The sequence below is a fragment of the Nocardioides sp. genome, from assembly GCF_014360585.1.
GTDB lineage: Bacteria > Actinomycetota > Actinomycetes > Propionibacteriales > Nocardioidaceae > Nocardioides.
On record NZ_JACIXG010000007.1, the window covers coordinates 1 to 26,300 of the forward strand.

The following is a 26,300-nucleotide window of genomic DNA, read 5'->3' on the forward strand; positions in this document are numbered from 1 at the left end:
AGACCAACACAGTCGGCTCGAGCGCCGAGGGCACTGTGTTGGTCTCGACACGCTCGCTCATCCGAGGGTCTGAACGAAGTGGCCCTCGACCAGCGGGGCAAGGGTTCAGGATGCCGGACGAACGATGCCGTGGTCGTACGCGAAGACGATGGCGGCGGCGCGGTCGCGGAGGTCGAGCTTGGCGAAGATGCGGCCGATGTGGGACTTCACGGTCAGCTCGGAGATGACCAGGCGTTCGGCGATCTCGGAGTTGGTCCAGCCGGATGCGAGGCCACGGAGGACCTCGAGCTCGCGGTCGGTGAGCTCGGAGACCTCGACCGCGCTCGACGGCGACGGCGCGACCGCTGAGCGGTAGGTGGCCAGGACGCGGCCGGTGATGGCCGGGTCGAGCCAGGCGTCGCCGAGAGCGACGGAGCGTACGGCCATGACCAGCTCCTCCGCGGGTGAGTCCTTGAGGATGAAGCCGGCGGCCCCGGCACGCAGGGCGCCGGAGACGAGCTCGTCCTCGTCGAACGTGGTCAGCACCAGCACCGGGGGCGCCGACGGCAGCGCGCGCACGAGACCGGTGGCGGTGATCCCGTCGACCTGCCGCATCCGCAGGTCCATGACCACGACGTCGGCCGGGTTGGCCTCGAGAGCCGCGATGACCTCGGAGCCGTCGGCGCACTCGGCGACGATCTCCAGCCCGTCACGCCGGCGCAGGATGCGGCGCAGGCCGCTGCGTACGAGCTCTTGGTCGTCGACCACGATCACCCGGATCGGCGAGGCTGTGTTGCCGGCGGCGGGGTTGACCGGCGTCATGCGAGGACCTTGCGTACGAGACAGTGCGGCGGGATCACCAGGTCAACCTTCCACATCGACTCCTCGGCTCCGGCCGACAGCCGGCCGCGGAGCTGCTCGGCGCGGGCGGCCATGCCGGCCAGCCCGGACCCCTCCCCGACACTCACACCGACCCCCCGCCGGGCGCCGACGAGCGGGTTCTGCACGGAGAGGCGTACGCCGTCCGAGACCGCCAACGAGACCGAGATGGGTGCGCCGGGAGCATGCCGGATGGCGTTGGCGAGAGACTCCTGCAGGATCCGGTAGATGCCCAGCCCGATGCCGGCATCGATGCGGGAGAGGTCGCCGGAGGACGAGAACGTGATGGTCTGGCCGGCGCTGCGACCCTCCTCCACGAGCCGGACGACGTCCGCAGCCCCGGGCAGAGGAGCCGTCCCGGCGCCGTCGGCCGACAGCACCCCGATCGTACGCCGGATCTCGGTCATCGCTCGGCGCCCGATCGTCTCCGCCTCGGTGAGCGCGGAGACCGCCTCGTCGGGGTCGTCGCCTTCAGCGACTGCGCGTCGAGCGGCGGTCAGGTGGAGCAGGGTGATCGAGAGCGAGTGCCCCACCAGGTCGTGGATCTCGCGGGCGATCCGGGTGCGCTCGGCCTCGGTGGCACGTGAGTGTTCCTGCTCGCGGGCGAGCCGCTCGGCGCGCAGGGCCCGCATCTGGGCGAGGATCAGGAGCCCAAGGATCCAGCCGACGAACAGCAGCAGGAAGTGGACGCCGACGCCGCTGGGGGTGTTCGTGGCGAAGACCCCCATCACCATGGCCGAGGCGGCCGCGTAGAGGGTGCCGGTCCGGAAGCCTTCGCGGACGACCATCTCGAGGGCGAGCGGCACGAGCACGGCCGGCGCGAAGTCGTGCTGCGGCCAGAACGCCGTCGCTGGCTGCGACATCAGCCAGGCCGAACCGGCCAACGTCGGTATGAGGTCGACGGCCCACATGTGGTGCTTGAGCCATTCGCCGGTGTTGGGGATGAAGAAGAGGCTCAGCGACGGGACGGTGATCACCAGCCCAGCGAGCACCATCTCGCCGGCCGCCTCGCGCTGGAGCACCGCGACGGTGACCATCGCGACGAGCCCGGCGGCCGACAGCAGCGGCGCCCACCAGGGGATGTCGAGATCCTTGCTGCGTACGCGTCCCTCCAGGAAGTCGCGCACGTCGCGAGCAAGGCTCTGGGCACTCATGTCGTCCAGTCTAGGAACGCGTGACCTGGGTCGCATCCGACCGTGGCAGGCGGTCGACCTGCTACCAGGGTAGGAAGCCAGGTGCCTGACAGCGTCCGATGTCTGGGGCTGATGTGGGCAATAGCGTCGTGATCACCCCGGCGCCGGAGGTCGAGCTTGTCGAGACCCCTGGCCCAGGACAGACCCAGCAAGAGGACGGTGAACACGATGACGTGGACGCAGACCCATGAGCGGTTTCGCTTGCTCAACGAGGCGGAGGCCGAGCTGCGGGCCGGCTTCTCGCGCCGACTGCCCTGGTCGGCGGCGTATGCCGATGCCTTCGGCACCCCCGAACGCCTGACCCAAGCCCTCCGCCATCGTTGGCGGATCCGTTTCCAGGCGCAGCTGGACCCATCGCTGTCGCAGGACGAGTACGAGGAGACCTTCGCCGATCTGCTCGCCGACCTGGCTCCGCTGATGGGCCGGATCGGCACCCACGAGTTCAGAGAAGAGCTGACCGATGCCTCCGCTTGAGGCGTCACCGCTCGAGAGACCCCGGTCGTACGCCCGCTGGGCCCTATCCCACGGGATCAGCCGAGCGGTGCTGAGCTCCGCGTCGTGGCGCGGCGACCCGCTCGCGGGGCTGATGTGGTCCCGGGACACGCCGGACTACGGGCCCCTGCGAGCGCGTGGCCCGATCCACATGCAGCCGTTCATGGCCGGCACGGTCTCGTACGCGGCTGCCAACGAGATCCTGCGCAGCAGCGACTTCGGCGTCGGCGATGGCCAGGCCGAGCTGTCGGTGCCGCTGCGGTGGTTGCTCGCCAAGGTGAGTGCTTCCGATGCCCTCGGCCCGTTCGATGCGCCGTCGATGCTCGCGGTCGACCCGCCGCTGCACACGCGCTATCGCAAGCAGGTCTCGAAGGCGTTCACTGCCCGTCGGGTCAGCTCGATGGCGGAGACGGTCACCGCCGTCGCGGGTGAGCTTCTCGATCAGATCGACCCGCACGAGGGTCGGGTCGACATCATCCAGGAGTACGCCACGAAGCTCCCGCTCGCCGTCATTGCCGAGCTGTTGGGGGTGCCTGACTCGGAGCGGGCGGACATCCTCCGCTGGGGCGACCAGGCCGCCGCCATCCTCGACCCCGGCCTCTCCTGGCGCGACTACTCGCAGGTCGAGGCCGCGATGCGGTCCCTGCACCACTGGTTCGAGGACCACGTACGCCGTCTTCGCTCCGACCCGGGCGACGACCTCCTCAGCGCCCTGGTGATCGCCGGCGATCTCGATGACATCGAGCTTCACGCCGTCGGGCTCCTGCTGCTCGGCGCGGGCTTCGAGACCACGGTCAACCTGATCGGCAACGCTGTGGCGGCGTTGGACGGCCACCCGGACCAGCGCGACCTCCTCCTGGCGGACCCGTCGTTGGTCGACGGTGTCGTCGAGGAGACTCTGCGCTGGGATCCGCCCGTCATCGTGACCGTCCGCGAGGCCTATGCGGCGGCGAGCGTGGCGGGCGTCGATGTCGCCAAAGGCACTGCCGTCGCCGTGGTTCTCGGCGGAGCCAACCGTGACCCTGCGGTCTTCGGCGACCCCGACACGTACGACATCACCCGGCCCAACGCCGACCAGCACCTCTCCTTCTCCGCCGGCACCCACTTCTGCCTCGGCGCCAGCCTCGCCCGCCTGGAGGCCCGCATCGGCCTCCGTCTGCTGTTCGAGCGTCACCCGTCCCTCCGCGTCGCAGGCCAAGGCGTACGCCGCAGCACCCGCGTCCTCCGCGGCTACGCATCCCTGCCCGTCGCACTGTGAGCCGTGGTGTACTACTCCTACTGAGGCACCCGCCGGGGGTGCGTACGGAAGCCTCGGGAGGGCGGACCATGGGTGACAACGGACAGGTAAGCGTTGACGCGGTCAGGTTGGACAACGCTCGAAAGGCCTTGGAAGACGAGCGTCAGTTGGTGATCTCGGAGCGAAAGGCGCTCGTCGACCCGGTCGCTGGAATGTTCGGCGGGTCTGCCCGCGGCGAGTGGCTCGCTGGCGTCGTTGCGAAGGGTCATCGGAACATCGACCGATCCCTCGGCGAGACCGCGGAAGGCCTCAAGTCGACCAGTGACGGCATTCATGAAGCGATGGTCGCGCTTGAAGGCGCGGACGTCGACGCGGCGGTCACTGCGCAGAAGTTCGCCTCCGCTGTCGCTCTGATGAGTAATCCGCTCTCGATCTTCGACAAGGCAGGACCGGGCAAGTACTTCGCAGTCTGATCGGCTTTTGGCGAATCTCAGAGCCGCTCGAAGGTCGGCATGACTTTAGCGATCAGGGCGTTTGCGCCCTTCCGATCGATGTCGCTCTTGTTGAAGTCCCAGTTCACAGTGATCTGCTGTTCACCGTCCTCAGTCACGGTGGCGTAGCTGTCGTTCCAAGTCCGATCCTTCTCGTACTGGAAGTGGTAGAAGAGCGCTCCATTGATCGTGACGTCTGGGAGACGCTTCAGACGAGCGGCGCCACTGGTGGTCAGCCGATCCTTCTCATAGCCTGCAATGGTCTCGACGTTGGATGTCATGTCGCCGCCGCCTCCGAGGTTGCTGGCAAGGAGGTTGCCGAAGCCAGGTGAATAGCCGAGGTCATCTTGAGGAGCAACCATCGAAACGGTCTCAGCCCCGCCAGCCTCGATGGTCCAATCTGGTGGAACCTGGAGCCGAGCAGCGTCGACCGACGCCTCTTGCCAATCGTTGGGAACGGGAGATGCGGTTGGCGACTCGCTGGCAGCAGTGCTCCCACTTGTTGTGCTCGGGGACTCCGGGTCGTTTCCTGTAGACGACGCGCAACTGGTTCCAGCGAGGGCAGTAGTCAGGATCAACGCGGTCACCGCGATCGTCCGAGAGGTCGTCATGGGGGAGACTCTAGAGCAAACGGCTGCGCGAGCCTGGCGTCGCGTACGCCCATGCTGTCTACTTTGTAAAGGGGGCAGTCCGGTGCCCCAACTGAGTCCTCGGGAGGGACGATGACGGTCAAAGGTCCATGGATGCAACGCCTCGGTGAATACGTACGGGGAAGTAATCCTGAAGCGATCGAGTCGATGGTCCGAAGTTGGGAACGTGCTACCGACAGGTTTGATGCGGCCGGCAACACCATGATCAGCAACGCTCCACGCGTTGAGGACGGGTTCTCTGACACTTCGTTGTCGGGTGCCGCCGCAAGGCGTGACATGGAGACGTCGGGCAAGGAGACCAACAAGAAGCGCGATGTGCTCGAGAAGGCGACAGCGGCGCTGTGGATTGTTCGTGACCGGATGAAAGAAGCGCAGGAAGCGCACAAGCGGCTGGAGGTGACACTCCCGTCCTCTCACAACCCGGTGCCACCGGAATCGTCCTTCAACACGAAGCCGGGTGGTGGCACGTCGACCGCCGAAGCCACGGCGAACCAGCAGAAGTACGCCGATGCCAAGCAGGACTACGCCAAGGATGAGGCGGCGATCGCCGATGCCGAGCGTGAAGCTGCGCAGAGGGTTCAGGCCGTCGATGTCTCCGTCGAGGAGGCGGAGCCAAAGGTACGCGCGTTGTACGACGGCGGCAGCGACTCCAACGCGCTGCCTCCTGGCACCTCGACGCAACCGGGTTCCGCCAGCCAGGTTGCGGCGGCGCAGGCGCGCATCGGAAAGTACAACTCCGGCACCCTCTACCCCGGTGGCATGGGCCACGAGCTGATCGCTCAGGAGAAGGCCAACATCGAGGCGCACAAGGCCGAGAACAAGCCGGAGTGGAATGGCACCGATTGGGTCAACGCCGACGGGACCCGTGCCCCCGCCACCTCGTACGCGATGGTCGAGACAGCTGATGGCCTCGCTCCGCTGGGCGGCGGTGCCGGCGGTGCGGGTGGAATGGCCGCCCTTGCGATCGCTGGCGGCGGTGCACTCCTCACTGCCGGTGTGGCCAAGGCGATGGCCAGCAGGTCCGGCGGGGGCACCGCAAAGGCCGCCACTGCCGGCGCCGCCTCGCGGTCAGCCGCCGCCAGGTCCACAGCCGCCAAGGCAGGCACCGCCGGGGCCCGCGCGGGAGCAGGCGCTGGTGCGGGTGCCCGCGGTGCGGGTGCTCGTGGCGCCGGAGCGGCGGGCGGGCGCGGCACGGGAGCCGGGGCGCGCGGCGGTGCTGCTGGAGGACGCGGCGCTGCCCGCAGCGGTGCTGCTGGCCGAGGAGCGGCCGGTGCAGGTGGCGGTCGCGGCGGCAAGAAACGGGATCAGAACGGCAGCCAGAACCAAGAGTGGGAAGCCGACTACACCGACGACTGGACCGAGACCGCAAGCGACGTCCTGGACCCCAATGCATCCCGCGGCTGGGTCCCCAACACAACGCAGGGCGACGACTCCGGCAACGGACGCTGAGAGCGCCAGCACGAAGGTGCGGCGCAGCTAGCGTTGCGAACAAGGATGTTTAAGGCTCCGAGTTCGGGGTAAGAGTGTGATGAGAACACACGCGAAACTCTCGGGGGGCGCGCATGAACGTACAGATCATCAGGTCTGATGTGGGGACATCGTCCGGGGCGATCAAGCCTGCTGCTGGCCATGTGAGGAGGGTCATCTTCGGGTCCCTGCCAGCGAAGATCGCCGGCGCCATTGTTGGTGGCACCGCTTCGGCACGACCAATCGGCTTGAGGATGAAGGAAGGCCGATCACGACTAGGGGGTCAAGACCGCGAACCTCTCATCATGATCGGACGCCGGATGACGCTCCCGGAAACGAGGCCCTTCAAACGGCACAAGACCACCGAGCGCGGTGACGCCGGAGCGGCTGGTGGCCAGGGTAGTCGAGGTAAGGATGAGGAGAACACTGCCGCCGACGTGGGCTATCAGGCCAACTACTCCAAGGACTGGGTCGACGACGAGTACGAGAACCTCGTCCAGCAGCAACGGCAGGATGCCGAGTTTGGCAAGTGCTGTGCGGGTGGGCCCGAGAAGTATGCGCCCCTGCTGCGCGCCGCTCACACCCATCACGCACGAACGATTCGGGCTAGAATCGCAGAGCGACCGTGCGTGGCCAGCGGGGGCCTGCAGTGAGACACCTCGGGGGATCTGAGTCGTGACGACATATACAGGCACTGATAGCGACGGATCAATTCAAGTCGAGATGAACGATCTGCGTCGAGTGCGCCGAATCAGCGTGCACTCGCTTAGCGACGAAGGTCGGTTGGCGGAGAGATTCTGGCAGCTTCTGCATTCGGCCTACGTTCGGGCTGAGGCCTCTCGCCTTTCGGACGTCTGGACGTCGGGAGAGCAAGATGCCTCGCGACCGTATCGGTCGCCCGTGGCCTGTGACCGACAATCGCGCCGTGGACACATACGGGTTGAATTTACGGCGGCGGGCAACCCTGTCAAACCGATCGTTGATCCTGATTGGCTTCTACGGGCCACTCTTTCGGAAATTGGCGACGAACTCGAAGAGGTGTTTTGTCAATGAGTGGAACGAATGGCGTTTGCGTCCAGACCGACAAACTGCGCCGGGCAGCGACTGTGTGGACGAGCGATGTTCCCAGTGGCCTAGGCGCGGCTTCGACCGAAGCCAGTGTCGGGGAAGGTGCGGGCGCCAAATACTTCGGAGTGGTTTTCGCAGCGGTTCAGAGCGTCCATGACGATTTCATTCAGTCTGTGGTGGGTTGCCTGATTGATGCCAAGGGTGCATGCGAACAGGTCGGCGAAGGCCTGGAGAATGCGGCCAGAATTCTGGACGAAACTGACGAAGCCGTCGAGGAGGGCGCGCGACAGCAGGAGCAAAGGGTAGCCCGTGTCTGAGTCCCCGGTAGTAATTCCTTTCGATCCGTACGATGGTGCGACAGTTGTCGGGCAGGCGACCAACCTGTTGCTGTTTAAAGACCCGTTCGAGTTTGCGAGAACAGTTCGAGCCGGCATCCAGGCACTGAAGGATGGTGTTAAGGATGGCAAGAATGCCGTCGAGAAGAAGATCGATGCGCTTGGGGAGCAAGAACTAATTGAAATGGGATTCATCAAGATCACAGGTGGGGACTTGTTGGGTGCGGCGATACCCGGTCTCGGTCCACTTGCCCACGTGGTCAGAGAAGGTCTCAAGCGTCAGCTCGATCAGACCCTCGACGGTGTAGACCAAGCTATAGATGAGGTTGAAGCCGCGCTCGACAAGTTCATCGACCTCGTTTTCGGTGACCCGGGAAGGTTGATGTCTATCGCCATGTCGTATCGGCAGGCCGCGAACACGATAGAGCAGACCGCCAGCGATGCCGAGGGTGATTCCAAAGATCTCGGAAAATACTGGGAAACCGGAGGCTCATATATCGGGTTTGAGGCATTTGAGCTTGCTTACGAAGATCAGATCGAAGCGATGCGCCTGTTTCCGGAAAGGCTCAGAAGTGCGGCCGATCTCCTCTCGCAGCTTGCTGAAATGATCAAGAGAGCTTGGTCTGGGGTCGCTCAAGCAGTCAAGGCGCTTGAAGTTGGAATTGTTGACACGATTGCTTCAGCCTTCGACGGCGGAAACCTGGTTCTTATGGAGATCGGCCCTATCTTATCGTTCGTGGCACGTGGAAAGGAGTTCATTAATGGGTGCCTTCAGCCGCTTCAGGAGGTGAACATGAATGCCGAAACTTCGACCTACATGAGTTGGACCGCGCTGTCTGATGCCGGCGCGGGCGTCGGAACCGATTGGTTGTGGCCCGCCCTCGATCAAGACAACTCGGCGGAGCTCTCGGACCCTGACCAATGGAAGATGCGCCCGAACATGAAGGACTCACGACAGTAATGCAAGCAAGGAAGTCAATTGCGAGCGCGTTGATTGTAGTATTCGTTGGATTGTCTTTCTTTCTCGCTGGTTGTTCGAGCGATAGCAAGGCTGAGATCGAAGCGATTCGCGCTTATGGGGAACTTGATTCCGGCAGGATCACAGAGGTCAAGGTTCCTAGTGGTATTCTCAAGTTTCGCGATGAACCCGTGGATTCTTTCCCCGACGAGGTTCGCTTTTCCAGTGACCCGGAAAGTGTAGTCCGTCTTGCGTGGTCTCTTGAGCGGTATTCTCCCGAGGTCGACGCACTCATGCATCCAGACGCTGCGGACGTGACGATATCGATTGCGTCAGGTGGCTCCAGCGCTAAATTAGTGAAGAGTGCCGACCAGTCCGAATCGCTTACGACTGGGATGGATTCCTTCTATCTTGGGATTCCACCCGGCGATAGCGAATTGGAACTCAAAGTGGACTTCGATGGAGTTGTCCAAACGGTTTCCCTCGGTGACCCGATCGATTCAAATGGATCTGTCATGGAGCAATATTCCTTCGCTGGCGGGGAATCCGCTGTTTCCTGTGCGCTCGACGATTTCGGTCGCGAAGGGCCAACGAGCTCTGAATTGGATTGCTCTGGTCAATACTTGAGGCTTCCCTATCTCGCTGAAAGGGGATGGGCGGCACCTGAGACTGAGTGGGTTGTGGCAGATGTCGAGCTAAGCGTTCCCTTGCGTTTGAACTCATCGACAGGCGGCGCTCCGCGGTTCGTGCCTGAGTCCGTCGTGGTCGGCGTCGATAGTTCGGCGGCTCCGGAAGATGCCGAGCCCATTGCAGTGGGCGACGGTAGATCGGATTCGGTCGAGTCTGTCTGGCGCACAAGCATTGGCCAGTCATTTTCGATCCCGCTCGAGGTCGAGCTTTATGCAAAGGTGGAGTCAGATTCGCCATCTGGGGGTGCCCCGGAGCAGCTTTATCGGACAACCGGAGAGGTGGTTGTCAAGTGATGGCGCAGGTCGACGAGGCATGAATTGTATAGGCGCGCGGCGCTGACCATCTCAGTGCGCGAAGAGCTTCCGAGGAGACCTCTCTGGCTCCATCCGTGGGACCGGAGCCAGCCGAAGAGCGGGTCCTTGATCCGGCTGGTCTCGAAGGAGTAGATCACTGGCTGGAAGCCGACCTCGGGCTGGTCGCCGCCGGTTGAGGACCGGTTGAGACCGCCGAACTGGAACGTCCCGCTCTTCTCGACGCGTTTGCCGGCACGCCATTCAAGCTCGCCGCTGAGCTTGAAGCCGTCGTCGTCGGTGAACTCTGCCTTCCACTCGGCGGACCGGCGGGAGTCGCTGTAGTAGAAGGTCCCGTCGGACTCGTTGAGCGTGACGGTGAGACGGTAGGACTCGTCGGCATGAGTGACCTGGGTCGGATAGAGGCTCGTCACCTTGGCGATGTCCCACCAGCCGGTGATCTGGTTTCCCTGGGCGTAGTAGCTGAAGGGTTGATCCGGGAGGTTCAAGGTCACGATCTGTGGCAGCAGCTTTGCTAGCGGCGTTGGCATCGGTTCAGGCACCCTCGACCTCGATATGGAAGTCAACCGTCGACCCTTCGACTGCGGTCACCTCGACGGCGACGCCCAGCTCGTCAGTGCCCGCGGTGAGCGTGCACGTCATGGTTTCACCGACCGCGCCGGCGAGATCGCCTGGGCAGTCGATCTCGTCGGGCTTCTGACCGACCTCCTCCTCGAGCATGGTGGAGATCCGTTCTTCGAGCTGGATCTCGTCGACTGTCGCCCCCGACGCACTCGCGTCCTTGGTGGCCTCAGCGACCTCGTAGCGGAATCTGAGGTCGGTGCCGTCGACCTCGGTGACGGTCAGTGTGACCGGGATGTCGTCGCTGCCGTCCTTGATGACGCATTTCATGGTGGTGTCGGTCTTGCCCTTCAGATCGCCGGGGCAGTCGACCTCGTCGGGTTTGGTCCCCGTCTGGTCCTCGAGTGCCTGCGAGAGCTGGCTCTCGACATCTGCCTCGTCCATGGACCCGCCGATGTGGAAGGAGGCAGAACATGCTGTGGCGGCCATGAGCACCGCGCCCGCGAATGCGCCCGAGATGGCGCGTTTGGCTGTCATGAAGTCATGTAATCACTTTGAGATCGATCTTCGATCGTTTATTTCCATCACCGGCCGCAGGCGTCATAGACGTACGCAGCCTCGTTCTGATCCACGAGGTCGCGGTCGCGGAGGATGGTGAGCGGAGCGCGTTCGGGATCGGCGCAGACGTCGGCGAAGGTGAGGTCTGCGCCCGTCAGGGAGTCGGGGTATTCGATCTGGAGCACGTGGTCGCCGTAGACGTCGGTGTAGGCGGCGCACTCGGAGTAGGCGCCGCACTCCTCGACGACCGCGAAGTCGAAGCCCAGTTCGTCGTGGGCGGGGCGGGCGGCTTCGGCGGCATTCTTCTGGGCGATCGCGAGACCGAGTTCGTGGGCGGCGGTGACATATGCCGAGGCCAGGGCGAGGGCGCCCTCTTGCGAGATGGCGTCGAAGCGGGTCCAGGTGTCGAGGTTGTCGATCTCGATGGCGTCGAAGCCCGCCTCGGCACATCCGTCGACGACCGGGGTGATCACCTCGAGGATCGACGCGCGGGCCGAGGCGGCGGAGGGATCGAGGATGAGCTCGTCGGGCCAGTCGGGATCGCGTACGGGACTGCCGGCGCCATCGCGAAGGATTGCCTCGGGGCGATCGGACCAGTCGGACCCGGGCTGGGTCTGGAAGCCGTTGACGTAGCAGACGTTGTAGGCGCCCTCGAGCGGGGCAGCGGAGGCGTCGCGTACGACGACGTCGATCGGGGTGCCGTCGGAGAGTTGTTCCGAGGTGCCGCCGAGCTGGTAGTCGAAGACGCCGTCAGTCGGTGGGAGCGCGACATCCGCTGCGGGGTCGGCAGCTGGAGAGGAGCTGCAACCCATGAGGGCGAACAGGGCCACGAACAGCACGAGGACCGGGCTGCCAACGGCAGCCCGGCCCTGCGTACGCGTGAGCGGATCAGTGGAGAACCGTAGGAGCGGCAGCTCCGTGCTCGGCCTTGGTCTTCGGCAGGAACCACGCGGGGATGAGCGTGGCCAGTACCAGGATCGCGGCGATCACGAAGGTGGTCGAGAAGGCCTCGGCCATCTCGACCGGGATCGCCTTGAAGATCTCGGGCAGCTTGGCCGGGTCGAGGCCCAGCGCGGCGGCGGCCTCACCGACCTTCTGCTGGTTGGCCGGGTCGGTCATGAACTTCTCCAGGCCATCGGCCGGGACTCCGAGCTTGTCGGCGAGGTCACCTGCCGCGGAGACCGATTCCTTGCCAGCGAGGGCGTTGGTGAGCAGCACCGAGAAGAGCGCGGTGCCGGCAGAGGCGGCGACCTGCTGGACGATGTTCACCAGCGTCGTGCCTCGGGCGATGGTGTGCTCGCGCAGCGTCGCCTGGGCAGCGGCGAAGGTCGGCATCATCGTCGCGCCCATTCCGAGGCCCATGATGAACAGCGACCCGAGGAGATACCAGTAGGGCGTGGTGTCGTCGAGCTGCGAGAACATGAACATGCCCACCGCGATCGTGGTGAGACCGCTGAGGACGATCTTGCCCGGGCCCATCCGGTCCGCGAGCATGCCGGCGAGCGGCATCGTCACCATCGCGCCCAGACCCTGGGGCGCCAACAGCAGCCCGGCGTGGAGGGCGTCCTCGCCGCGTACCTGCTGGTAGTAGAGCGGGAAGAGCAGCGAGGCACCGAAGAACGCCATCGCGAAGATCGCCAGGGTGATCACCGCGACGGTGAGCTCCTTGTTGCCGAAGAGGCGTACGTCGATCAGCGGGTGGTCATTTCGGGACGACATCGCCCACGGTACGAAGGCTGCGATCAGCAGCAGGCCCACGATCATGAACGAGAGCACCTTGGTGTCCAGCAGCGTGCCGGCCTCGGGGATCGAGGAGACGCCGTAGAGGAACAGCGCCAGACCCGGGGACAGCAGGATCATGCCGAGGAAGTCGAAGGACTGCGACGGCTCGACGTGGTCCTTGGGCAGCGCGCGCCAGGCGTACACCAGAGCGACGGCGCCGATCGGGACGTTGATCAGGAAGATCCAGTGCCACGAGGCGGAGTCGATCAGCGCGCCACCGATGATGGGTCCGAGGATCGGGCCGAGAAGCATGGGCACACCCAGGATCGCCATCACGCGACCGACCCGCTCGGGGCCGGCGGCGCGGGTCAGGATGGTCATGCCGAGCGGCATCAGCATGCCGCCGCCGAGGCCCTGGATGACTCGGAAGGCGACCAGCATCGGCAGCGTGGTGGCCAGCGCACACAGCACCGAACCGAGCACGAAGAGCACGATCGCGGTCATGTAGAGGCGTTTGGTGCCGAACCGGTCTGCGGCCCAACCGGTCAGCGGGATCACCGTCGCCAGGGCGAGGGTGTAGCCGGTCATCGTCCAGGCCACCTCGGCAGAGGTGGCGTCGAACTCGCGCTGGAAGGTCTCCAGCGCGACGGAGACTACGGTGATGTCGAGGATCGACATGATCGATCCGAGCACGACGACGCCCGCGACGATGAGCACGCTCTTGTCGAGGTGGTCGTCCGGCGTCTTCTCAGGCTTGGCAGAAGTTTCTGTCACGGGTTGTCAGCCTACGTGCGGGTCGATAGGTTCCCTAGCCATTATTTGCGTTTGAACGGTGACCTGGCTCACCCGCTGGTTTCTCGCGGCGAGCGGCCCCGGCGAGCATGACGACCTTGACCACCCGGTAGATCGGGCGGATCAGCCAACCGGGCAGCGTGCCGTGCCGCTCCTCCTCCCAGACCCGCGCACGCGGGTGGGAGTGCAGGAGCCGGTCGACCAGCTTCGGCGCCTCTGCAGGCGGCGCACCCGCGAACACGTCGATGCGGCAGACATGCTTGATGTTGGCGTACCCGTACTGCGCCGGGTTGACCAGTCTCAGCGGTGCACCGTGGTCCCCGTCGAGCGGCCGGCCATCCAGCCGGTCGGCGAGCAGGACATCGTCGGCCAGAAGATCTTCCAGCTCCGCCACGAAATGCTCGCCGTCGAGGCCGCGCACCGTGACGTGGGTGACGATCGTGCCAGGTACGACGGCCGGTGCGACGTGCCGCCGATAGACGTCGGCGAAGGCGGCGCCCTCCCAGTGCAGGCCGGCCACGGACCAGCCCGCGACGCAGTGGAAGTCGGCATCGACGTCGTGACGACCGGCGCCGACGAGCTCGTCCACGGCGACCTCGACCGGCGCCGTGAGCGCTCCGCCGAAGACCACCGTCGGATGTTCGCCGAACGCCGGTGGGGGCTGGTCTATACGTCGGCCGAAGCGTGGGAAGAAGTCGATCCGCTTCTGGCCGGGCGGGAGGGCGGCGCGTGGGTGGGTGGTCTCAGCCATGTCATCCACCGTGACAGTGCCCCGGCACGCCGCGCCTCAACCTTGGGGCGCGGCCACCTCATCCTCGAGGATGAGAAACCGTCGGCGGTGGCGGATACGGTCGTATCCATGTCCTTCGTACCCGTGACCGGCCGCGCCGTCTTCCGGCCTGCGCAGCCGCCGCGGGACTCGGCCGTGGAGTTCGTGGACTCCCGGCGGTCGGTGTCGTTGCCGATGCGGGCCGCGCTGCCGGTCCTGAAGAAGGCGTACGCCGCCTCCGACGTGCATCCTTCGGTCGCTCTGGTCGCGTCGGCAGCCCATCTCGGACTCCGGTTCGTGGCCGCCGGGCAGCTGGAGCCCGGCGGTGGCTCGTGGGCGGTCCGCTACAAGCCGGAGGACGACGAGCGGGTGCGGCTGCTGGCCGCGTCGCGCGCCTATGGCGACCTGGACGGCGAAGCGGCCGAGCTGCTGGTGCGGGAGATCGTGGCCGCGGTGGCGGACGCGGTGCCGACCTCGGCGCCCAAGGCCTCCGGGTCGGGGGCGTTCCGGGAGTCGCTGCAGACCCGGTTGGCGCGCTACCGGGCCGATGAGGGGCCGGTGACGGCCAAGCTGCCCTCCTTGGTGCGGCTCTCGTTCCGGGTCGAGGCGCCGGAGGAGGATCTGCTCGAGGGATCGCTGACGTTGGTGCCGCAGGTGCACGACGAGGCCGACCCGCTGCACGTTGTCGATGCTGCGCGGTTGTGGGATGAAGAGGACGATCACGGATTCGGCCCGCGGGCGCGTACGCATGCGCAGGTCGCTCTCCGGGGAGCGGCCGAGGCCTGGCCGGTCCTCGACCGGCTGCTCGATCTGCCTGTGCCCTCCTCGGTGACCCTGTCGACCGATGAGGTCGTCGGGCTGCTCGAGGACGGCGTCGAGTGGCTCAAGGAGCGCGGCGTCGACGTCCTCTGGCCGCGGTCTCTTTCACGGGACCTGACCACGTCGGTCGCGGTCGACCGGGTGCCGTCCTCCTCGACCGCCGCGCGCGAGGACCTGATGCGGGAGTCGCCGCTGGGTGAGAAGGGCCTCTTCGCCTTCCAGTGGCAGATGGCGCTCGGTGGCGAGCCGCTCGATGCCGCCGAGATGGACGCCCTGGCGATGGCCGCGGGGCCGATTCTGCGGCTGAGAGGGGCATGGGCGGTCGTCCATCCTTCGGTTCTGCGGCGGGCGCGCAAGCGGCTGCTCAAGCGGATCAGCGGCGTCGAGGCGCTGGCTGTCGCCCTGACCGGCCAGGTGCCGGAGGAGGTCACCCAGGCCGCGCCCGGCGAGAAGGTGATCATCGGAGCCTCGATCGCGCGCCTCCGCGACGAGGTGATCGCGGCGACCTCGGGGCCTGCTGTCGAGGTGCCCGCCGGTCTCCAGGCCACGCTGCGGGGCTATCAGGTCGAAGGGCTGACCTGGCTCGCCGGCATCACCTCGCTCGGGCTCGGTGGCTGTCTGGCCGACGACATGGGGCTCGGCAAGACGCTGATGACCATCGCGCTCCACCTCCATCGTCAGAAGGAGCACGCAGGCCCGACCCTGGTGGTCTGCCCGGCGAGCCTGCTGGGCAACTGGGAGGCCGAGATCGCCCGGTTCGCGCCCGAGGTGGAGGTGCGCCGCCACCACGGCGCCGAGCGCGACGCCGAGGGTGCGAGCGGCGTGGTGCTGACGACGTACGGGACCATGCGGCGCGATGTCGAGCTGCTCTCGGCGGTGCCGTGGGGGCTCGTCGTCGCCGACGAGGCGCAGCATGTGAAGAACGCCGCCTCGGCGACGGCGAAGGCGCTCCGCGAGATCCCCTCGCACGCCCGGGTGGCGCTGACCGGCACCCCGGTGGAGAACAACCTGACCGAGCTGTGGGCCCTGCTCGACTGGTGCGTGCCGGGTCTGCTGGGCAGCCGGCTGGCCTTCCGTCGCGCCTGGGCGAGCCAGATCGAGGCGGGCGCGGACGTCGGGAAGGCGAAGGAGTTCTCCGCGCTGGTCGGCCCGTTCCTGCTGCGGCGGCGCAAGTCGGACCCCGGAGTGGCTCCCGAGCTGCCGCCCAAGACCGAGACCGACCACCTGCTGACGCTGACGCGGGAGCAGACCGTGCTCTACGAGGCCTACGTGCGCGACGCGATGGCCCGGATCGAGCGGCTCGACGCCGACGACCCGCAGCGGCGTGGGCTCGTGCTCAGCCTGCTGACCGGGCTCAAGCAGATCTGCAACCATCCGGCACAGTTCTTGAAACAGGAGGGCGGTCGGATCACCGGACGGTCGCAGAAGGTCGACCTCCTCGACGAGCTGGTCTCGACCGTCCTCGCGGAGTCGGGGGCGGTGCTGGTCTTCACGCAGTACGTCGCGATGGCCCGTCTCCTCGAGGCCCACTGGGCTTCCGCGGGCGTCGCCCACCAGTTCCTCCACGGCGGAACCCCGGTGAAGGAGCGCTCACGGATGGTCGAGCGGTTCCAGGACGGCGAGGTACCGGTCTTCCTGCTCTCGCTCAAGGCGGGCGGCGTCGGGCTCAACCTGACCCGTGCCGACCACGTGATCCATGTCGACCGCTGGTGGAACCCGGCGGTCGAGGACCAGGCCACCGACCGGGCCCACCGCATCGGCCAGACGCGTACTGTCCAGGTGCATCGGCTCATCACCCAGGGCACCGTCGAGGAGCGCGTCGCGGAGCTGCTGCAGCGCAAACGGGTCCTGGCCGACGCGGTCCTCGGAGGCGGCGAGGCCGCGTTCACCGAGCTGTCCAACGCCGAGCTCCGCGAGCTGGTCAAGCTCGGTCCTCAAAAGCGCCAGAAGCGCCGCCGGATCGCCTCATGAGCACCCGATGAGCTCGGTGCTGACCTTCGCCCGCGAGCCGCACCGGCGCGGCATGGTGCGGGTCGAGTCGTGGTGGGGGCGGGCGTTCCTGAGGGCGATCGAGGAGCTGGCGTACGACGAGACCCAGCTCTCCGGCGCCCGGTCGCTCGCCCGCTCGGGGCGGATCGGCGGGCTGGTCATCGAGGCCGGTCGGTTCGCGGCGGCGGTCGAGGACGAGCGCGGGCTGTGGACCGTGACCGGCACGGTGCCGGTGCTGTCCGGTGACGCCGTCACCGCGCTGTCGGAGGTCGTCGGTGCCACAGTCGAGCGGACCGAGGCGCTCCTATCCGGCGAGCTGCCGCTCGACGTGGCCGAGCATGCCGAGGAGGCGGGGGTCGAGCTGGTCCCGTACGGCGAGGAGCTCACGGTGGCCTGCACCTGCGGCTACTGGCATGTGGTGTGCGGCCACTCGCTCGCGGTGATGCATCAGCTCTGCTGGACCGTCGACCGCGACGCGTCCGTCCTGCTTCATCTGCGCGGAGCGGAGCGTGACGAGCTCCTCGATCAGCTGCGTGACGGGATGCGCAGGCACCGGCCGGCGGGGCCCGCCGCCGCCGATGTCGCCATGACCGGCGAGTCGTCCCGAGATCAGGTCGACGACGTCGAGATCGCGCTCGACGCGGTGCTCCGGGCACGTCACCTGCTCGAGGAGTGAGATGCCCATGGAGCCCACGCGATAACCTCATGCAATGACCTCGGCCCCGACGAAGACCAGGCGCGAGCAGATCCTGGACACCGCGGCCGAGCTCTTCGCAGCCCGCGGCTTCCACGGCGTCTCCGTCTCCGAGCTCGGCGCGGCCTGCGGCATCTCCGGTCCGGCGCTCTACAAGCACTTCCCGAGCAAGGACGCGATGCTCGCAGAGATGCTCGTCTCGATCTCCCAGGAGCTGCTTCGCGAAGGGCGCGCCCGGGTGAAGGCCGCCTCGGGCACCGATGCGGCCATCGAGGCGCTGATCGACTGGCACGTCGACTTCGCCCTGCGCGACCGCGCCCTGATCGTCGTCCAGGAGCGTGACTGGCAGTCGCTCCCGCACGAGGCGCGGGAGCAGGTGCGCACCCTGCAGCGGAAGTACGTCGACCTCTGGGCCGACCAGCTCCGCGACCGCAACCCGTCGCTGACCCCCGACGCCGCCAGGGCCATGGCCCACGGCGTCTTCGGGCTGATCAACTCCACCCCGCACAACCGGGTCCTCCCCGAGGAGGCCACTCGCGACGTACTCGTCAGGATGGCCCGCGCGGCTCTGGCCTGACCGCGTCGTCGACGGAGCTCTGCCGACGAGCGGACAGAGACTAGGCTCCCGTCGTGCACTCCACTCTCGAAGACTCGGCTCGACAGCAGCGACCTCACCTGGGAAGGATCCTGATCGCCCTCGCCCTGGGGGTCGCCGTCGGTGTACTCACCTCGCTCCTGCAGAAGTACTTCGACTATCCCTGGCTCGCCCTGGTCAACGCCGTGAGCCCGTGGCTCACGACCGCGTTCGTCGCGGGAGCGCTCCAGCCGCGACTCTTGACCGCGGTGGTGGCGGGGGTGGCTGCGACGTTGCTGCAGGTCGTCGCCTATTACGTCACCGCAGACCTGCGCGGCTTCGGCGTCTCGACGAGCTACGTCGTGGTGTGGTTGCTGTGTGCGGTGGTGGGTGGCCCCATCTTCGGGGCTGCAGGCCACTCGTGGTGGCGCGCGGCTCCCGCGGGTGTCGGAGCGGCCCTCCTGGTCGCGGCCTATGCGAGTGAAGCCGTGGTCGGCTACCACTTCCGGTTGGGTTACACGTCTGCCGCGTGGCTGTTCGGTGCCATCGCCCTCCTCCTGGCTGTCGGCCTCGGCCGGCATCGCAGCCAGTACCCCGCGCTCGCGCGCTGGCTGGTGCCGGCCCTCGTCGCCGGGGTCGTCGGGCAGGTGGCCGTGGGGCTGGTGCTGTAGCTGCCCCGGAATAGCGCCGGGAGCGCTCTTGTCACCGGAGGTTAATAACCGTTAACCTCGACCTCATGGCGGCAAACCTGCGGGAGCTCACCGACGAGCTGCGTGAGCGGCTCGAGCGCGTACGGCAAGGCGGGAGCGAACGCTCCCGGCAACGGCACACCGACCGGGGCAAGCTGCTCCCGCGCGACCGGGTGGACGGGCTCCTCGACCCCGGGTCACCGTTCCTCGAGGTCGCTCCGCTGGCGGCGTACGGGATGTACGACGACGCGGACGAGTGGGCGGTGCCGTCGGCGGGCGTGGTCGCCGGGATCGGGCTGGTCAACGGCCGCAAGTGCATGGTCGTCGCGAACGACGCGACCGTGAAGGGTGGCACCTACTACCCGCTGACCGTCAAGAAGCACCTGCGGGCGCAGACGATCGCGGCGGAGAACAACCTCCCGTGCATCTACCTCGTCGACTCCGGCGGCGCGTTCCTGCCGAAGCAGGACGAGGTCTTCCCCGACCGCGAGCACTTCGGGCGGATCTTCTTCAACCAGGCCAACATGTCCGCGCGCGGCATCCCGCAGATCGCCTCCGTGATGGGCTCGTGCACCGCCGGCGGCGCGTACGTGCCGGCGATGAGCGACGAGACCGTGATCGTGCGCGACCAGGGCACGATCTTCCTCGGCGGGCCGCCGCTGGTGAAGGCGGCCACTGGCGAGGAGGTCACCGCCGAGGAACTCGGTGGCGGGCTCGTCCACGCCAGTAGGTCCGGCGTCGTCGACCATCTCGCCGACGACGACAAGCACGCGCTCGAGATCGTCCGTGGGATCGTCTCGACGCTCCCCGCCCAGGAGGCGAGGCCGGTCGAGGCCTACGACGAGCCGGTCGAGTCTCCCGAGACCCTCGCCGACGTGGTGCCCGCCGACACGAAGACCCCCTATGACGTACGCGAGGTGATCCGCCGCATCGTCGACGGGTCGAAGCTGCAGGAGTTCAAGGCGCTCTACGGCGAGACGCTGGTCTGCGGGTTCGCCCACATCGAGGGACAGCCGGTCGGCATCGTCGCCAACAACGGCATCCTCTTCTCCGAGTCGGCGCTCAAGGGTGCCCACTTCGTGGAGCTGTGCAACCAGCGCGGCATCCCGCTGGTGTTCCTGCAGAACATCACCGGGTTCATGGTCGGCAAGGAGTACGAGAACAAGGGCATCGCCCGCGACGGCGCCAAGCTCGTCACCGCCGTCGCCTGCTCGGTGGTCCCGAAGTTCACCGTCGTCATCGGCGGGTCCTACGGCGCCGGCAACTACGGCATGTGCGGTCGTGCCTACGACCCGCGGTTCCTGTGGATGTGGCCCAACGCGCGGATCTCGGTCATGGGCGGCGAGCAGGCCGCCTCGGTGCTCGCGACGGTCGCTGGCAAGCCGGACGACGAGGAGTTCAAGGCGCCGATCCGGGACCAGTACGAGACCCAGGGCTCGCCCTACTACGCCACCGCGCGGCTGTGGGACGACGGCATCATCGACCCCGCCGACACCCGCCGGGTGCTGGCGATGGGGCTCGCGGTGGCGGCGAACGCGCCCACGCCCGAGCCGCGCTACGGAATCTTCAGGATGTGACTGGAATGGTTGAGTCAGCGATGTTCGAGAGTGTTCTGGTCGCCAACCGTGGCGAGATCGCGCGCCGGGTCTTCCGAACCTGTCGTGAGCTGGGGATCCGGACGATCGCGATCTACACCGCGCTCGACGCGGACGCCCCCCACGTACGCGACGCCGACGAGGCCGTCGAGGTCGCGTCCTACCTCGACGCCGACGCGGTGGTGAGCGCCGCCGTCGAGGCAGGTGCCGCGGCGATCCACCCGGGCTACGGCTTCCTCTCCGAGCGGGCCGAGTTCGCCCGGGCGGTGGCGAAGGCCGGGCTGACCTGGGTCGGTCCGACGCCCGAGGTGATCGAGCAGATGGGTCGCAAGGACGCGGCCCGGGAGATCGCGGTCGCCGCCGGCGTACCTGTGGTTCCGCGGGGCGAGGACAGCCCCTACCCGCTGCTGGTCAAGGCCGCGGCCGGTGGCGGCGGCAAGGGCATGCGCATCGTCCGCGCGCCCGAGGAGCTCGACGAGGCCCGCGCGGCTGCCGCCCGCGAGGCGCTGAGCGCGTTCGGCGACGAGACCCTCCTGATCGAGAAGTACGTCGAGCGTGGCCGCCACATCGAGGTGCAGGTCTTCGGCGACACCCACGGCGACGTCATCCACCTCTTCGAGCGCGACTGCTCCGTCCAGCGCCGCCACCAGAAGGTGATCGAGGAGGCGCCCGCCCCGACGCTCACCGACGAGCAGCGAGACCTGGTCCTGACCAGCGCCGTCGCGCTCGCGAAGCAGGTCGGCTACACCGGTGCCGGGACCGTCGAGTTCCTGCTCGACGACGCCACCGGCGAGGCCTACTTCCTGGAGATGAACACGCGTCTCCAGGTCGAGCACCCGGTCACGGAGGAGATCACCGGCGTCGACCTCGTGGCCCTCCAGCTGCGCGTCGCGGCCGGTGAGCCGCTCGGCGTCACCCAGGACGACTTACGCGTCGACGGCCACGCCATCGAGGTCCGTGTCTACGCCGAAGACGCCTTCGAGGGCTTCCTGCCGCAGGCCGGCCGCACCTCGATCGTCCGTTGGCCGTCCGGTGCGCGCGTCGAGCACGCCCTGGAGAGCGAGCAGGTCGTCTCGACCGCGTACGACCCGATGCTCGCCAAGATCATCGTTCACGGCGCCGACCGCGAGGAGGCCCGGGCGGCGATGGTCAAGGCGCTCGACACGACCGCCGTCCTCGGGCTGACCACCAACACCGGCTTCCTACGTGTCCTGGCAGCCTCCGACGCGTTCCGTGACGCGGAGATCGACACCGCCTGGCTCGACCGCAACGACGTGCCCGCCCCCGACGCCGACGTGCCGCGCACGCTCGTCGCCTGGATCAGCGCGATGCTCTCGGCGGTCTCGGACACCACGACGCCGTTCCGCGCCGACGGCTGGCGCCTGGCCGGTTCCCCGGCGCCGACCATCGTCGACCTCGACCGTAGCGTCACCGTCGACCGCCTCTCCGGCCGCGTCGCCAGCGATGGCGTCAGTCACGTGGTCCGCCAGATCAGCGCGGCCGACCACGTCCTCGTGGCAGTCGTCGACGGCGTACGCCACTGGGCGGCCGTGGTCTCGACAAGCTCGACCACCGGTGGCCGGGTCGCCGAGATCGTCCACCAGGGCCAGCGCTTCGACCTCTCCCCGCCCGACCGCGTCGCCGGCGCCGCCGCCCACCACAGCGACGGGGCCGTCGCGGCCAAGATGCCCGGCACCGTCATCGACGTCCGCGTCCAGGTCAGCGACCAGGTCGAGGAGGGCCAGGTCCTCGGTGTCATGGAGGCGATGAAGATGGAGGTCTCCCTCAGGGCCCCGTTCGCCGGCACCGTGACCGTGGTCGGTGTCGGTGCCGGCTCGCAGGTGCCGCTCGGTGCGGAGCTGTTCGTGGTATCGCCCGATGCGGAGTGATCCGTCAGTACCAGCTCTGGTTCTGACTGCTGTTGCACTCGGCCAGGCCCCCGACGTACGGGTCCTCGATGCACCAGCCGTAGGCCTGGTTCTGGAACCGGATGGTCCCGTCGGCCCAGCGCTTGATCCACCAGCTCTGCTGCTGGCTGTCGTTGCAGGGGAGGCTGCGGAGGAAGATGACGCCGGTGCCGGTGCCCAGCTGGGCGTGCAAGCACTCGCCGGTCCTGGCGTTCTGGAAGCGGCGGGTGCCATCGTTCCAGGCTTTCACGATCCACTGCTGTGTGGTGACGCCGGCACAGGCCGCGGTGCGCGGCTCGGTCGTGGTGTCCTCGAGGCACAGCCCCGTGGCCTGGTTGCGGTAGGTCTGGGTTGCCGCCGAGGCGGGTGTGGTGAGGCCGGCGACCAGCCCGACCGTAGCGATGACCGCGGCAAGAAGCACGGCCGCCGAACGACGCAGCCCGTGCGACCGCACCATGGTGAGATTCGACATCTGAGGACCTTCCTTCGCTCTCGCCCCGGTCCGGATGGAGCGGGGACCGTGATCGACGATCCCGTACGGCGCTCTCACATCTCTGTCTCTTGTCTGTCAGTTTCGACGGGCTCCCCATCCACATCCGCGCGTTAGGTTGACCGAATGAGCACCCTTCCGACCGTCGTACGCCAGGACGGCCTCCCTGCACAGGTGACGATCTACGAGGTCGGTGCGCGTGACGGCCTCCAGAACGAGAAGACGGCGATCGACACCGGCGTCAAGGCAGACCTGATCACCCGGCTGCTCGATGCGGGGCTGAGTCCGGTGGAGGCGACGAGCTTCGTGCACCCGAAGTGGGTGCCGCAGCTGGCCGACGCCAAGGAGCTGATGACCGAGCTGGTCGACAGGCTGGGGGACCGGGCGCGGGAGCTCCCGGTGCTCGTGCCCAACGAGAAGGGGCTCGACCGTGCCCTCGAGCTGGAGCTTCGTCACATCGCGATCTTCGGCAGCTCGACCGAGACGTTCGCCAACAAGAACCTCAACCAGACCTTCGATGGTCAGTGGGCGATGTTCGAGCCGACGATGAGCCGCGCGAAGGCCGCAGGCATGACCGTCCGCGGCTACCTGTCGATGTGCTTCGGCGACCCCTGGGAGGGTGAGGTCGGGGTCGCGAAGGTGGTCGAGGCGGGCAAGCGGCTCTTCGATCTCGGTGCCGACGAGCTCAGCCTCGGGGACACGATCGGCGTCGCGACCGCCGGTCACGTGAAGGCCCTGATCCAGGCGTTCGGAGACGCCGGTGTCACGACCGACCGCCTCGCGCTGCACTTCCACGACACGTACGGTCAGGCGCTGGCCAACACCCTCGCCGGGCTGCAGTCCGGCGTGACCACCTACGACGCCAGCGCGGGCGGCCTGGGCGGTTGCCCCTACGCCAAGAGCGCGACCGGCAACCTCGCCACCGAGGACCTGCTCTGGATGCTGGACGGACTCGGGATCGAGCACGGCGTCGATCTCGGCAAGGTCGTCGACACGAGCCGTTGGCTCGCTGAGCACCTCGGCAGGCCGAGCCCGTCGGCTGTCGTACGTGCTCTGCCGTGAGTAGGTCGGAACAACCCCTAGACTGCCCCCAAGAGTGACGGCCGGGTGACAATCGACGGACCGCCGCGACAATCTCTACTAACTTGGTGCAGAATAGCGGGATCATGGCGCGCAAAGTCTTTCTCCACGTCGGCGCTCCGAAGACGGGCACGACGTACCTCCAGGACAGGTTGTTCCACAACCGGGTGTCCCTGGAGAAGCATGGCGTCTTCTACCCGGTCGGCGGTCAGCCCGACTTCTTCCGGCCGGCGCTCGATCTGATCGACCGTCCGTGGGGCGGGATGCGGAAGACCGTTCACGGCGAGTGGGACACGCTGGTCAGGCGCGTGCGCCGCAGCGAGTGCGAGACGATCCTGATCAGCCATCACCTCTTCGCAGGGGCGAGGCCCGACCGGGTCGAGAAGGCGATGACCGACCTCGGTGAGGGCGGACGCACCGAGGTGCACATCGTCTACACCGCCCGCGACATCGGGCGGGTGCTGGCGGCGGAGTGGCAGGACCAGGTGCAGCGCGAGCGCAAGGTCACCTTCGCGCGCTACCTCGAGCGTATGCAGATGGCGAAGCAGTCGCGCTCGGCCGCCTGGTTCTGGCGTACGCACGGCCTGCCCGACGTCCTCAGCCGATGGGGTCGCAACCTGCCGCCGGAGCGCGTGCACCTGGTGACCGTGCCGCCCGACGGGGCGCCGAGCGAGGTGCTCTGGCGCCGGTTCTGCGAGGTCGTCGGGATCGAGGAGTCCTGGACCCCGATCGACAGCGACCGGCACAACCAGTCGCTCGGCCGTGCGGAGGCGACGCTGCTGCGCCGGCTCAACGCACGGCTCGAGTCGCAGGAGCTGCCGCGCGAGGACTACCGCCACATGGTCACCGAGGTGATCGCCAAGCGCACCCTCGCCCACCGCGAGGGTCGCGAGCGGGTCACCATCCCGCCGTCCGCCCTCGACTGGGCCGACCAGGTCGCCGAGTCCTGGATCGAGTGGGCCGAGCTGGCCAAGGTCGACATCTCCGGCGACCTCGAAGACCTCCGCCCGCAGCGACCCGAGCCCGATGCCGCGTGGGTCGACCCGGACACGCCGCGCACCAAGGATGTCGCCGACGCGGCGATCGACGCCCTGGTCGCGGTCGTCGTCGAGGCTGCCCGCACCACCCCGCCCCCGCGTTCGGTCGCGTCCCGCGCTGCCGGTGTGATGCGGCGGGTCAAGGGGCGACACACCTGATGCCTGCGTCCCGCGGTTGGGGATGGGCCGCGCACCTGCGCGAGGGCGGCACGACGCCGTGGGCATCCTGGTCCGAGCCCGCCGCACCCTTCATGGCCGCTCACCTTCCGGGCGCCGAGGTGCTCGAGCTGCTGCGGCGGCTCAACGAGACGGGCCCGTTGGAGCCCTCGCGGGTCGAGGCCCTGCTGCGTACGAGCCCTCCCGGCCGTGGCCGCCGAGACCTCCCTCTGCTCGGGGACACCGAGACCAGGACGTACGGTCCGCCGCCGGTCGATCCGGCGACGCTGTCGTCGCGGGAGCTGCTGCGGGCGGCGAGCGTGCTGCTCGCCGAGGACCTGCTCGAGACCGAGGAGGAGGTCCCGGCGCGGCGCCAGCCGTGGTGGTCGCGTCGGCCCGGGAAGACAGCGGGCGACCGGCAACAGCTCCCCTACCGTCTGGTCGGGTCGCCGTGGCTCACGCTGCCCATCCGCGAGGAGCTGGAGCGGCAGGGCAGGCTGCCCGACGGCGACGGCTACACCGTCTACGTCCTCGGTGGCCCGCTGGACGAGATCGCCGCCGGGGCGTGGAAGTTCCGCACCTTCACCAACCGGGTCAACCCCTGGAGCATCTGGATCCGCGACGCCCAGTGGCGAGGCTGGTTCGGTCCTCGTGCCGACCTGCCCCGGATCGCCCGCTGGTGGGCCGATCGGGTCGGGAAGGACCGCGTCGAGATCGTCACCGACCCTGCGCTGCTGCCCGGCCTCCTCGGCGTCGACAGCGTTCCGGGCCCTTGGGCGATCTCGGCCGAGGCGAACGAGGTCGCTCGGGTGATCGGGCAGGTCCTCTGCGTACGAACCGATCTCGAGGCCCAGCGGAAGCTGCTCATCGACCAGCTGCGACCGCGGTTGGAGAAGCTCGAGCCGCTCCTCCCGGGAGCGCGGGAGGTCGGCGTTCCGGCAGAAAGTTTTGATTGGGTCGAAACACAGGCGCGGGCCCAACGTGATGCGCTGGTGCAAGCCGGATACGCTCTCCACGGAGACCCTGACCGGCTGCTCCCCTCCGGGACAGCGACGCAGGGTCCCGACGAGCGCCGGGCGCTGGCGCTCGCGTTGTCATTGCTGGCGGGGCGTCCTTAG

General features: G+C 67.6%; 26 protein-coding genes. 17 read left to right on the plus strand and 9 right to left on the minus strand.

The annotated features are described in order from the left end of the window. Positions 1 to 105: 105 nt before the first annotated feature. Both H5T77_RS03890 and H5T77_RS03895 read right to left on the minus strand, forming a co-directional pair. Positions 106 to 801, minus strand: a complete 696-nt coding sequence (locus tag H5T77_RS03890; protein ID WP_292645296.1) for a response regulator transcription factor — start codon at positions 799 to 801, stop codon at positions 106 to 108. Next, positions 798 to 2,012, minus strand: a complete 1,215-nt coding sequence (locus H5T77_RS03895) for a sensor histidine kinase (protein WP_292645299.1) — start codon at positions 2,010 to 2,012, stop codon at positions 798 to 800. Before H5T77_RS03895 ends, H5T77_RS03890 begins: the two co-directional genes overlap by 4 nt. A 207-nt stretch (positions 2,013 to 2,219) precedes the next feature. Between H5T77_RS03895 and H5T77_RS03900 the strand changes: the two genes are divergently transcribed. The 3 genes from H5T77_RS03900 (at position 2,220) to H5T77_RS03910 (ending at position 4,253) form a co-directional block, all read left to right on the plus strand. Beyond that, entirely contained in the window at positions 2,220 to 2,525 is a 306-nt protein-coding gene (locus H5T77_RS03900) for a hypothetical protein (RefSeq protein WP_292645301.1), read from the plus strand. Further along, a complete protein-coding gene (locus tag H5T77_RS03905; RefSeq protein WP_292645304.1) occupies positions 2,512 to 3,801 on the plus strand; it encodes a cytochrome P450 in 1,290 nt (429 codons plus the stop codon). Before H5T77_RS03900 ends, H5T77_RS03905 begins: the two co-directional genes overlap by 14 nt. Positions 3,802 to 3,869: 68 nt before the next feature. Beyond that, on the plus strand, positions 3,870 to 4,253 hold the full coding sequence (locus tag H5T77_RS03910; RefSeq protein WP_292645306.1) for a hypothetical protein: 384 nt from the start codon (positions 3,870 to 3,872) through the stop codon (positions 4,251 to 4,253). Positions 4,254 to 4,270: 17 nt separating this feature from the next. Here the strand turns inward: H5T77_RS03910 and H5T77_RS03915 are convergent, their stop codons facing one another. Next, positions 4,271 to 4,882 (minus strand): RAD23 family protein, encoded by a 612-nt coding sequence (locus H5T77_RS03915; RefSeq protein WP_292645309.1) that lies wholly within the window; start codon positions 4,880 to 4,882, stop codon positions 4,271 to 4,273. 315 nt (positions 4,883 to 5,197) lie between these two features. On the opposite strand from H5T77_RS03915, the gene H5T77_RS03920 reads away from it, so the two are divergent. The 5 genes from H5T77_RS03920 (at position 5,198) to H5T77_RS03940 (ending at position 9,732) form a co-directional block, all read left to right on the plus strand. Further along, positions 5,198 to 6,370, plus strand: coding sequence for a hypothetical protein (locus H5T77_RS03920; RefSeq protein ID WP_292645312.1), 1,173 nt, complete (start codon positions 5,198 to 5,200; stop codon positions 6,368 to 6,370). A 113-nt stretch (positions 6,371 to 6,483) separates the two neighbouring features. Next, a complete protein-coding gene (locus H5T77_RS03925) occupies positions 6,484 to 7,041 on the plus strand; it encodes a hypothetical protein (RefSeq protein ID WP_292645315.1) in 558 nt (185 codons plus the stop codon). Between the two features lie 396 nt (positions 7,042 to 7,437). After that, a complete protein-coding gene (locus H5T77_RS03930; protein ID WP_292645318.1) occupies positions 7,438 to 7,773 on the plus strand; it encodes a hypothetical protein in 336 nt (111 codons plus the stop codon). Beyond that, positions 7,766 to 8,752, plus strand: coding sequence for a hypothetical protein (locus tag H5T77_RS03935; RefSeq protein WP_292645320.1), 987 nt, complete (start codon positions 7,766 to 7,768; stop codon positions 8,750 to 8,752). Before H5T77_RS03930 ends, H5T77_RS03935 begins: the two co-directional genes overlap by 8 nt. Beyond that, complete coding sequence (locus H5T77_RS03940) at positions 8,713 to 9,732, plus strand: hypothetical protein (protein WP_292645323.1); 1,020 nt, start codon at positions 8,713 to 8,715, stop codon at positions 9,730 to 9,732. Before H5T77_RS03935 ends, H5T77_RS03940 begins: the two co-directional genes overlap by 40 nt. Here the strand turns inward: H5T77_RS03940 and H5T77_RS03945 are convergent. From H5T77_RS03945 to H5T77_RS03965, 5 genes are read right to left on the minus strand one after another with little or no spacing between them, the layout of a single operon-like run. Continuing rightward, positions 9,699 to 10,316: a hypothetical protein gene (locus H5T77_RS03945; RefSeq protein WP_292645325.1), complete on the minus strand. Its 618-nt coding sequence runs from the start codon at positions 10,314 to 10,316 to the stop codon at positions 9,699 to 9,701. The two genes, H5T77_RS03940 and H5T77_RS03945, sit on opposite strands and share 34 nt — an antisense overlap. Further along, the gene (locus H5T77_RS03950; protein WP_292645327.1) at positions 10,285 to 10,848 is read right to left on the minus strand and encodes a DUF4333 domain-containing protein; all 564 of its coding nucleotides are present in this window, start codon (positions 10,846 to 10,848) and stop codon (positions 10,285 to 10,287) included. The genes H5T77_RS03945 and H5T77_RS03950 overlap by 32 nt, the downstream gene beginning before the upstream one ends. 47 nt (positions 10,849 to 10,895) lie before the next feature. Continuing rightward, complete coding sequence (locus H5T77_RS03955; protein ID WP_292645329.1) at positions 10,896 to 11,708, minus strand: endo alpha-1,4 polygalactosaminidase; 813 nt, start codon at positions 11,706 to 11,708, stop codon at positions 10,896 to 10,898. A gap of 49 nt (positions 11,709 to 11,757) precedes the next feature. Further along, the gene (locus H5T77_RS03960) at positions 11,758 to 13,365 is read right to left on the minus strand and encodes a DHA2 family efflux MFS transporter permease subunit (protein ID WP_292645331.1); all 1,608 of its coding nucleotides are present in this window, start codon (positions 13,363 to 13,365) and stop codon (positions 11,758 to 11,760) included. Positions 13,366 to 13,399: 34 nt separating this feature from the next. Further along, positions 13,400 to 14,134: a molybdopterin-dependent oxidoreductase gene (locus tag H5T77_RS03965; RefSeq protein WP_292645333.1), complete on the minus strand. Its 735-nt coding sequence runs from the start codon at positions 14,132 to 14,134 to the stop codon at positions 13,400 to 13,402. 108 nt (positions 14,135 to 14,242) lie between these two features. Here H5T77_RS03965 and H5T77_RS03970 point away from each other — a divergent pair, with 108 nt between their 5' ends. From H5T77_RS03970 to H5T77_RS03995, 6 genes are all read left to right on the plus strand, one after another. After that, entirely contained in the window at positions 14,243 to 16,942 is a 2,700-nt protein-coding gene (locus H5T77_RS03970; protein ID WP_292645335.1) for a DEAD/DEAH box helicase, read from the plus strand. A gap of 7 nt (positions 16,943 to 16,949) precedes the next feature. Continuing rightward, complete coding sequence (locus tag H5T77_RS03975) at positions 16,950 to 17,636, plus strand: SWIM zinc finger family protein (RefSeq protein WP_292645337.1); 687 nt, start codon at positions 16,950 to 16,952, stop codon at positions 17,634 to 17,636. Between the two features lie 34 nt (positions 17,637 to 17,670). Further along, on the plus strand, positions 17,671 to 18,231 hold the full coding sequence (locus H5T77_RS03980) for an SACE_7040 family transcriptional regulator (protein ID WP_292645340.1): 561 nt from the start codon (positions 17,671 to 17,673) through the stop codon (positions 18,229 to 18,231). Between the two features lie 53 nt (positions 18,232 to 18,284). Beyond that, positions 18,285 to 18,899 (plus strand): DUF6518 family protein, encoded by a 615-nt coding sequence (locus H5T77_RS03985; RefSeq protein WP_292645343.1) that lies wholly within the window; start codon positions 18,285 to 18,287, stop codon positions 18,897 to 18,899. A 65-nt stretch (positions 18,900 to 18,964) separates the two neighbouring features. Beyond that, positions 18,965 to 20,494 carry a carboxyl transferase domain-containing protein gene (locus tag H5T77_RS03990; RefSeq protein ID WP_292645345.1) on the plus strand — a complete coding sequence of 510 codons (1,530 nt, stop codon included), beginning with the start codon at positions 18,965 to 18,967 and terminating at the stop codon, positions 20,492 to 20,494. Positions 20,495 to 20,514: 20 nt separating this feature from the next. Further along, entirely contained in the window at positions 20,515 to 22,401 is a 1,887-nt protein-coding gene (locus tag H5T77_RS03995; protein WP_292645347.1) for an acetyl/propionyl/methylcrotonyl-CoA carboxylase subunit alpha, read from the plus strand. 4 nt (positions 22,402 to 22,405) lie between these two features. On the opposite strand, the gene H5T77_RS04000 is transcribed toward H5T77_RS03995, so the two are convergent. Then, on the minus strand, positions 22,406 to 22,891 hold the full coding sequence (locus H5T77_RS04000) for an RICIN domain-containing protein (protein WP_292645350.1): 486 nt from the start codon (positions 22,889 to 22,891) through the stop codon (positions 22,406 to 22,408). Between the two features lie 144 nt (positions 22,892 to 23,035). Here H5T77_RS04000 and H5T77_RS04005 point away from each other — a divergent pair, with 144 nt between their 5' ends. From H5T77_RS04005 to H5T77_RS04015, 3 genes are all read left to right on the plus strand, one after another. Further along, positions 23,036 to 23,971, plus strand: coding sequence for a hydroxymethylglutaryl-CoA lyase (locus H5T77_RS04005; protein ID WP_292645353.1), 936 nt, complete (start codon positions 23,036 to 23,038; stop codon positions 23,969 to 23,971). A gap of 104 nt (positions 23,972 to 24,075) precedes the next feature. After that, entirely contained in the window at positions 24,076 to 25,185 is a 1,110-nt protein-coding gene (locus tag H5T77_RS04010; RefSeq protein ID WP_292645355.1) for a hypothetical protein, read from the plus strand. Beyond that, positions 25,185 to 26,300, plus strand: a complete 1,116-nt coding sequence (locus H5T77_RS04015; RefSeq protein WP_292645358.1) for a hypothetical protein — start codon at positions 25,185 to 25,187, stop codon at positions 26,298 to 26,300. Before H5T77_RS04010 ends, H5T77_RS04015 begins: the two co-directional genes overlap by 1 nt.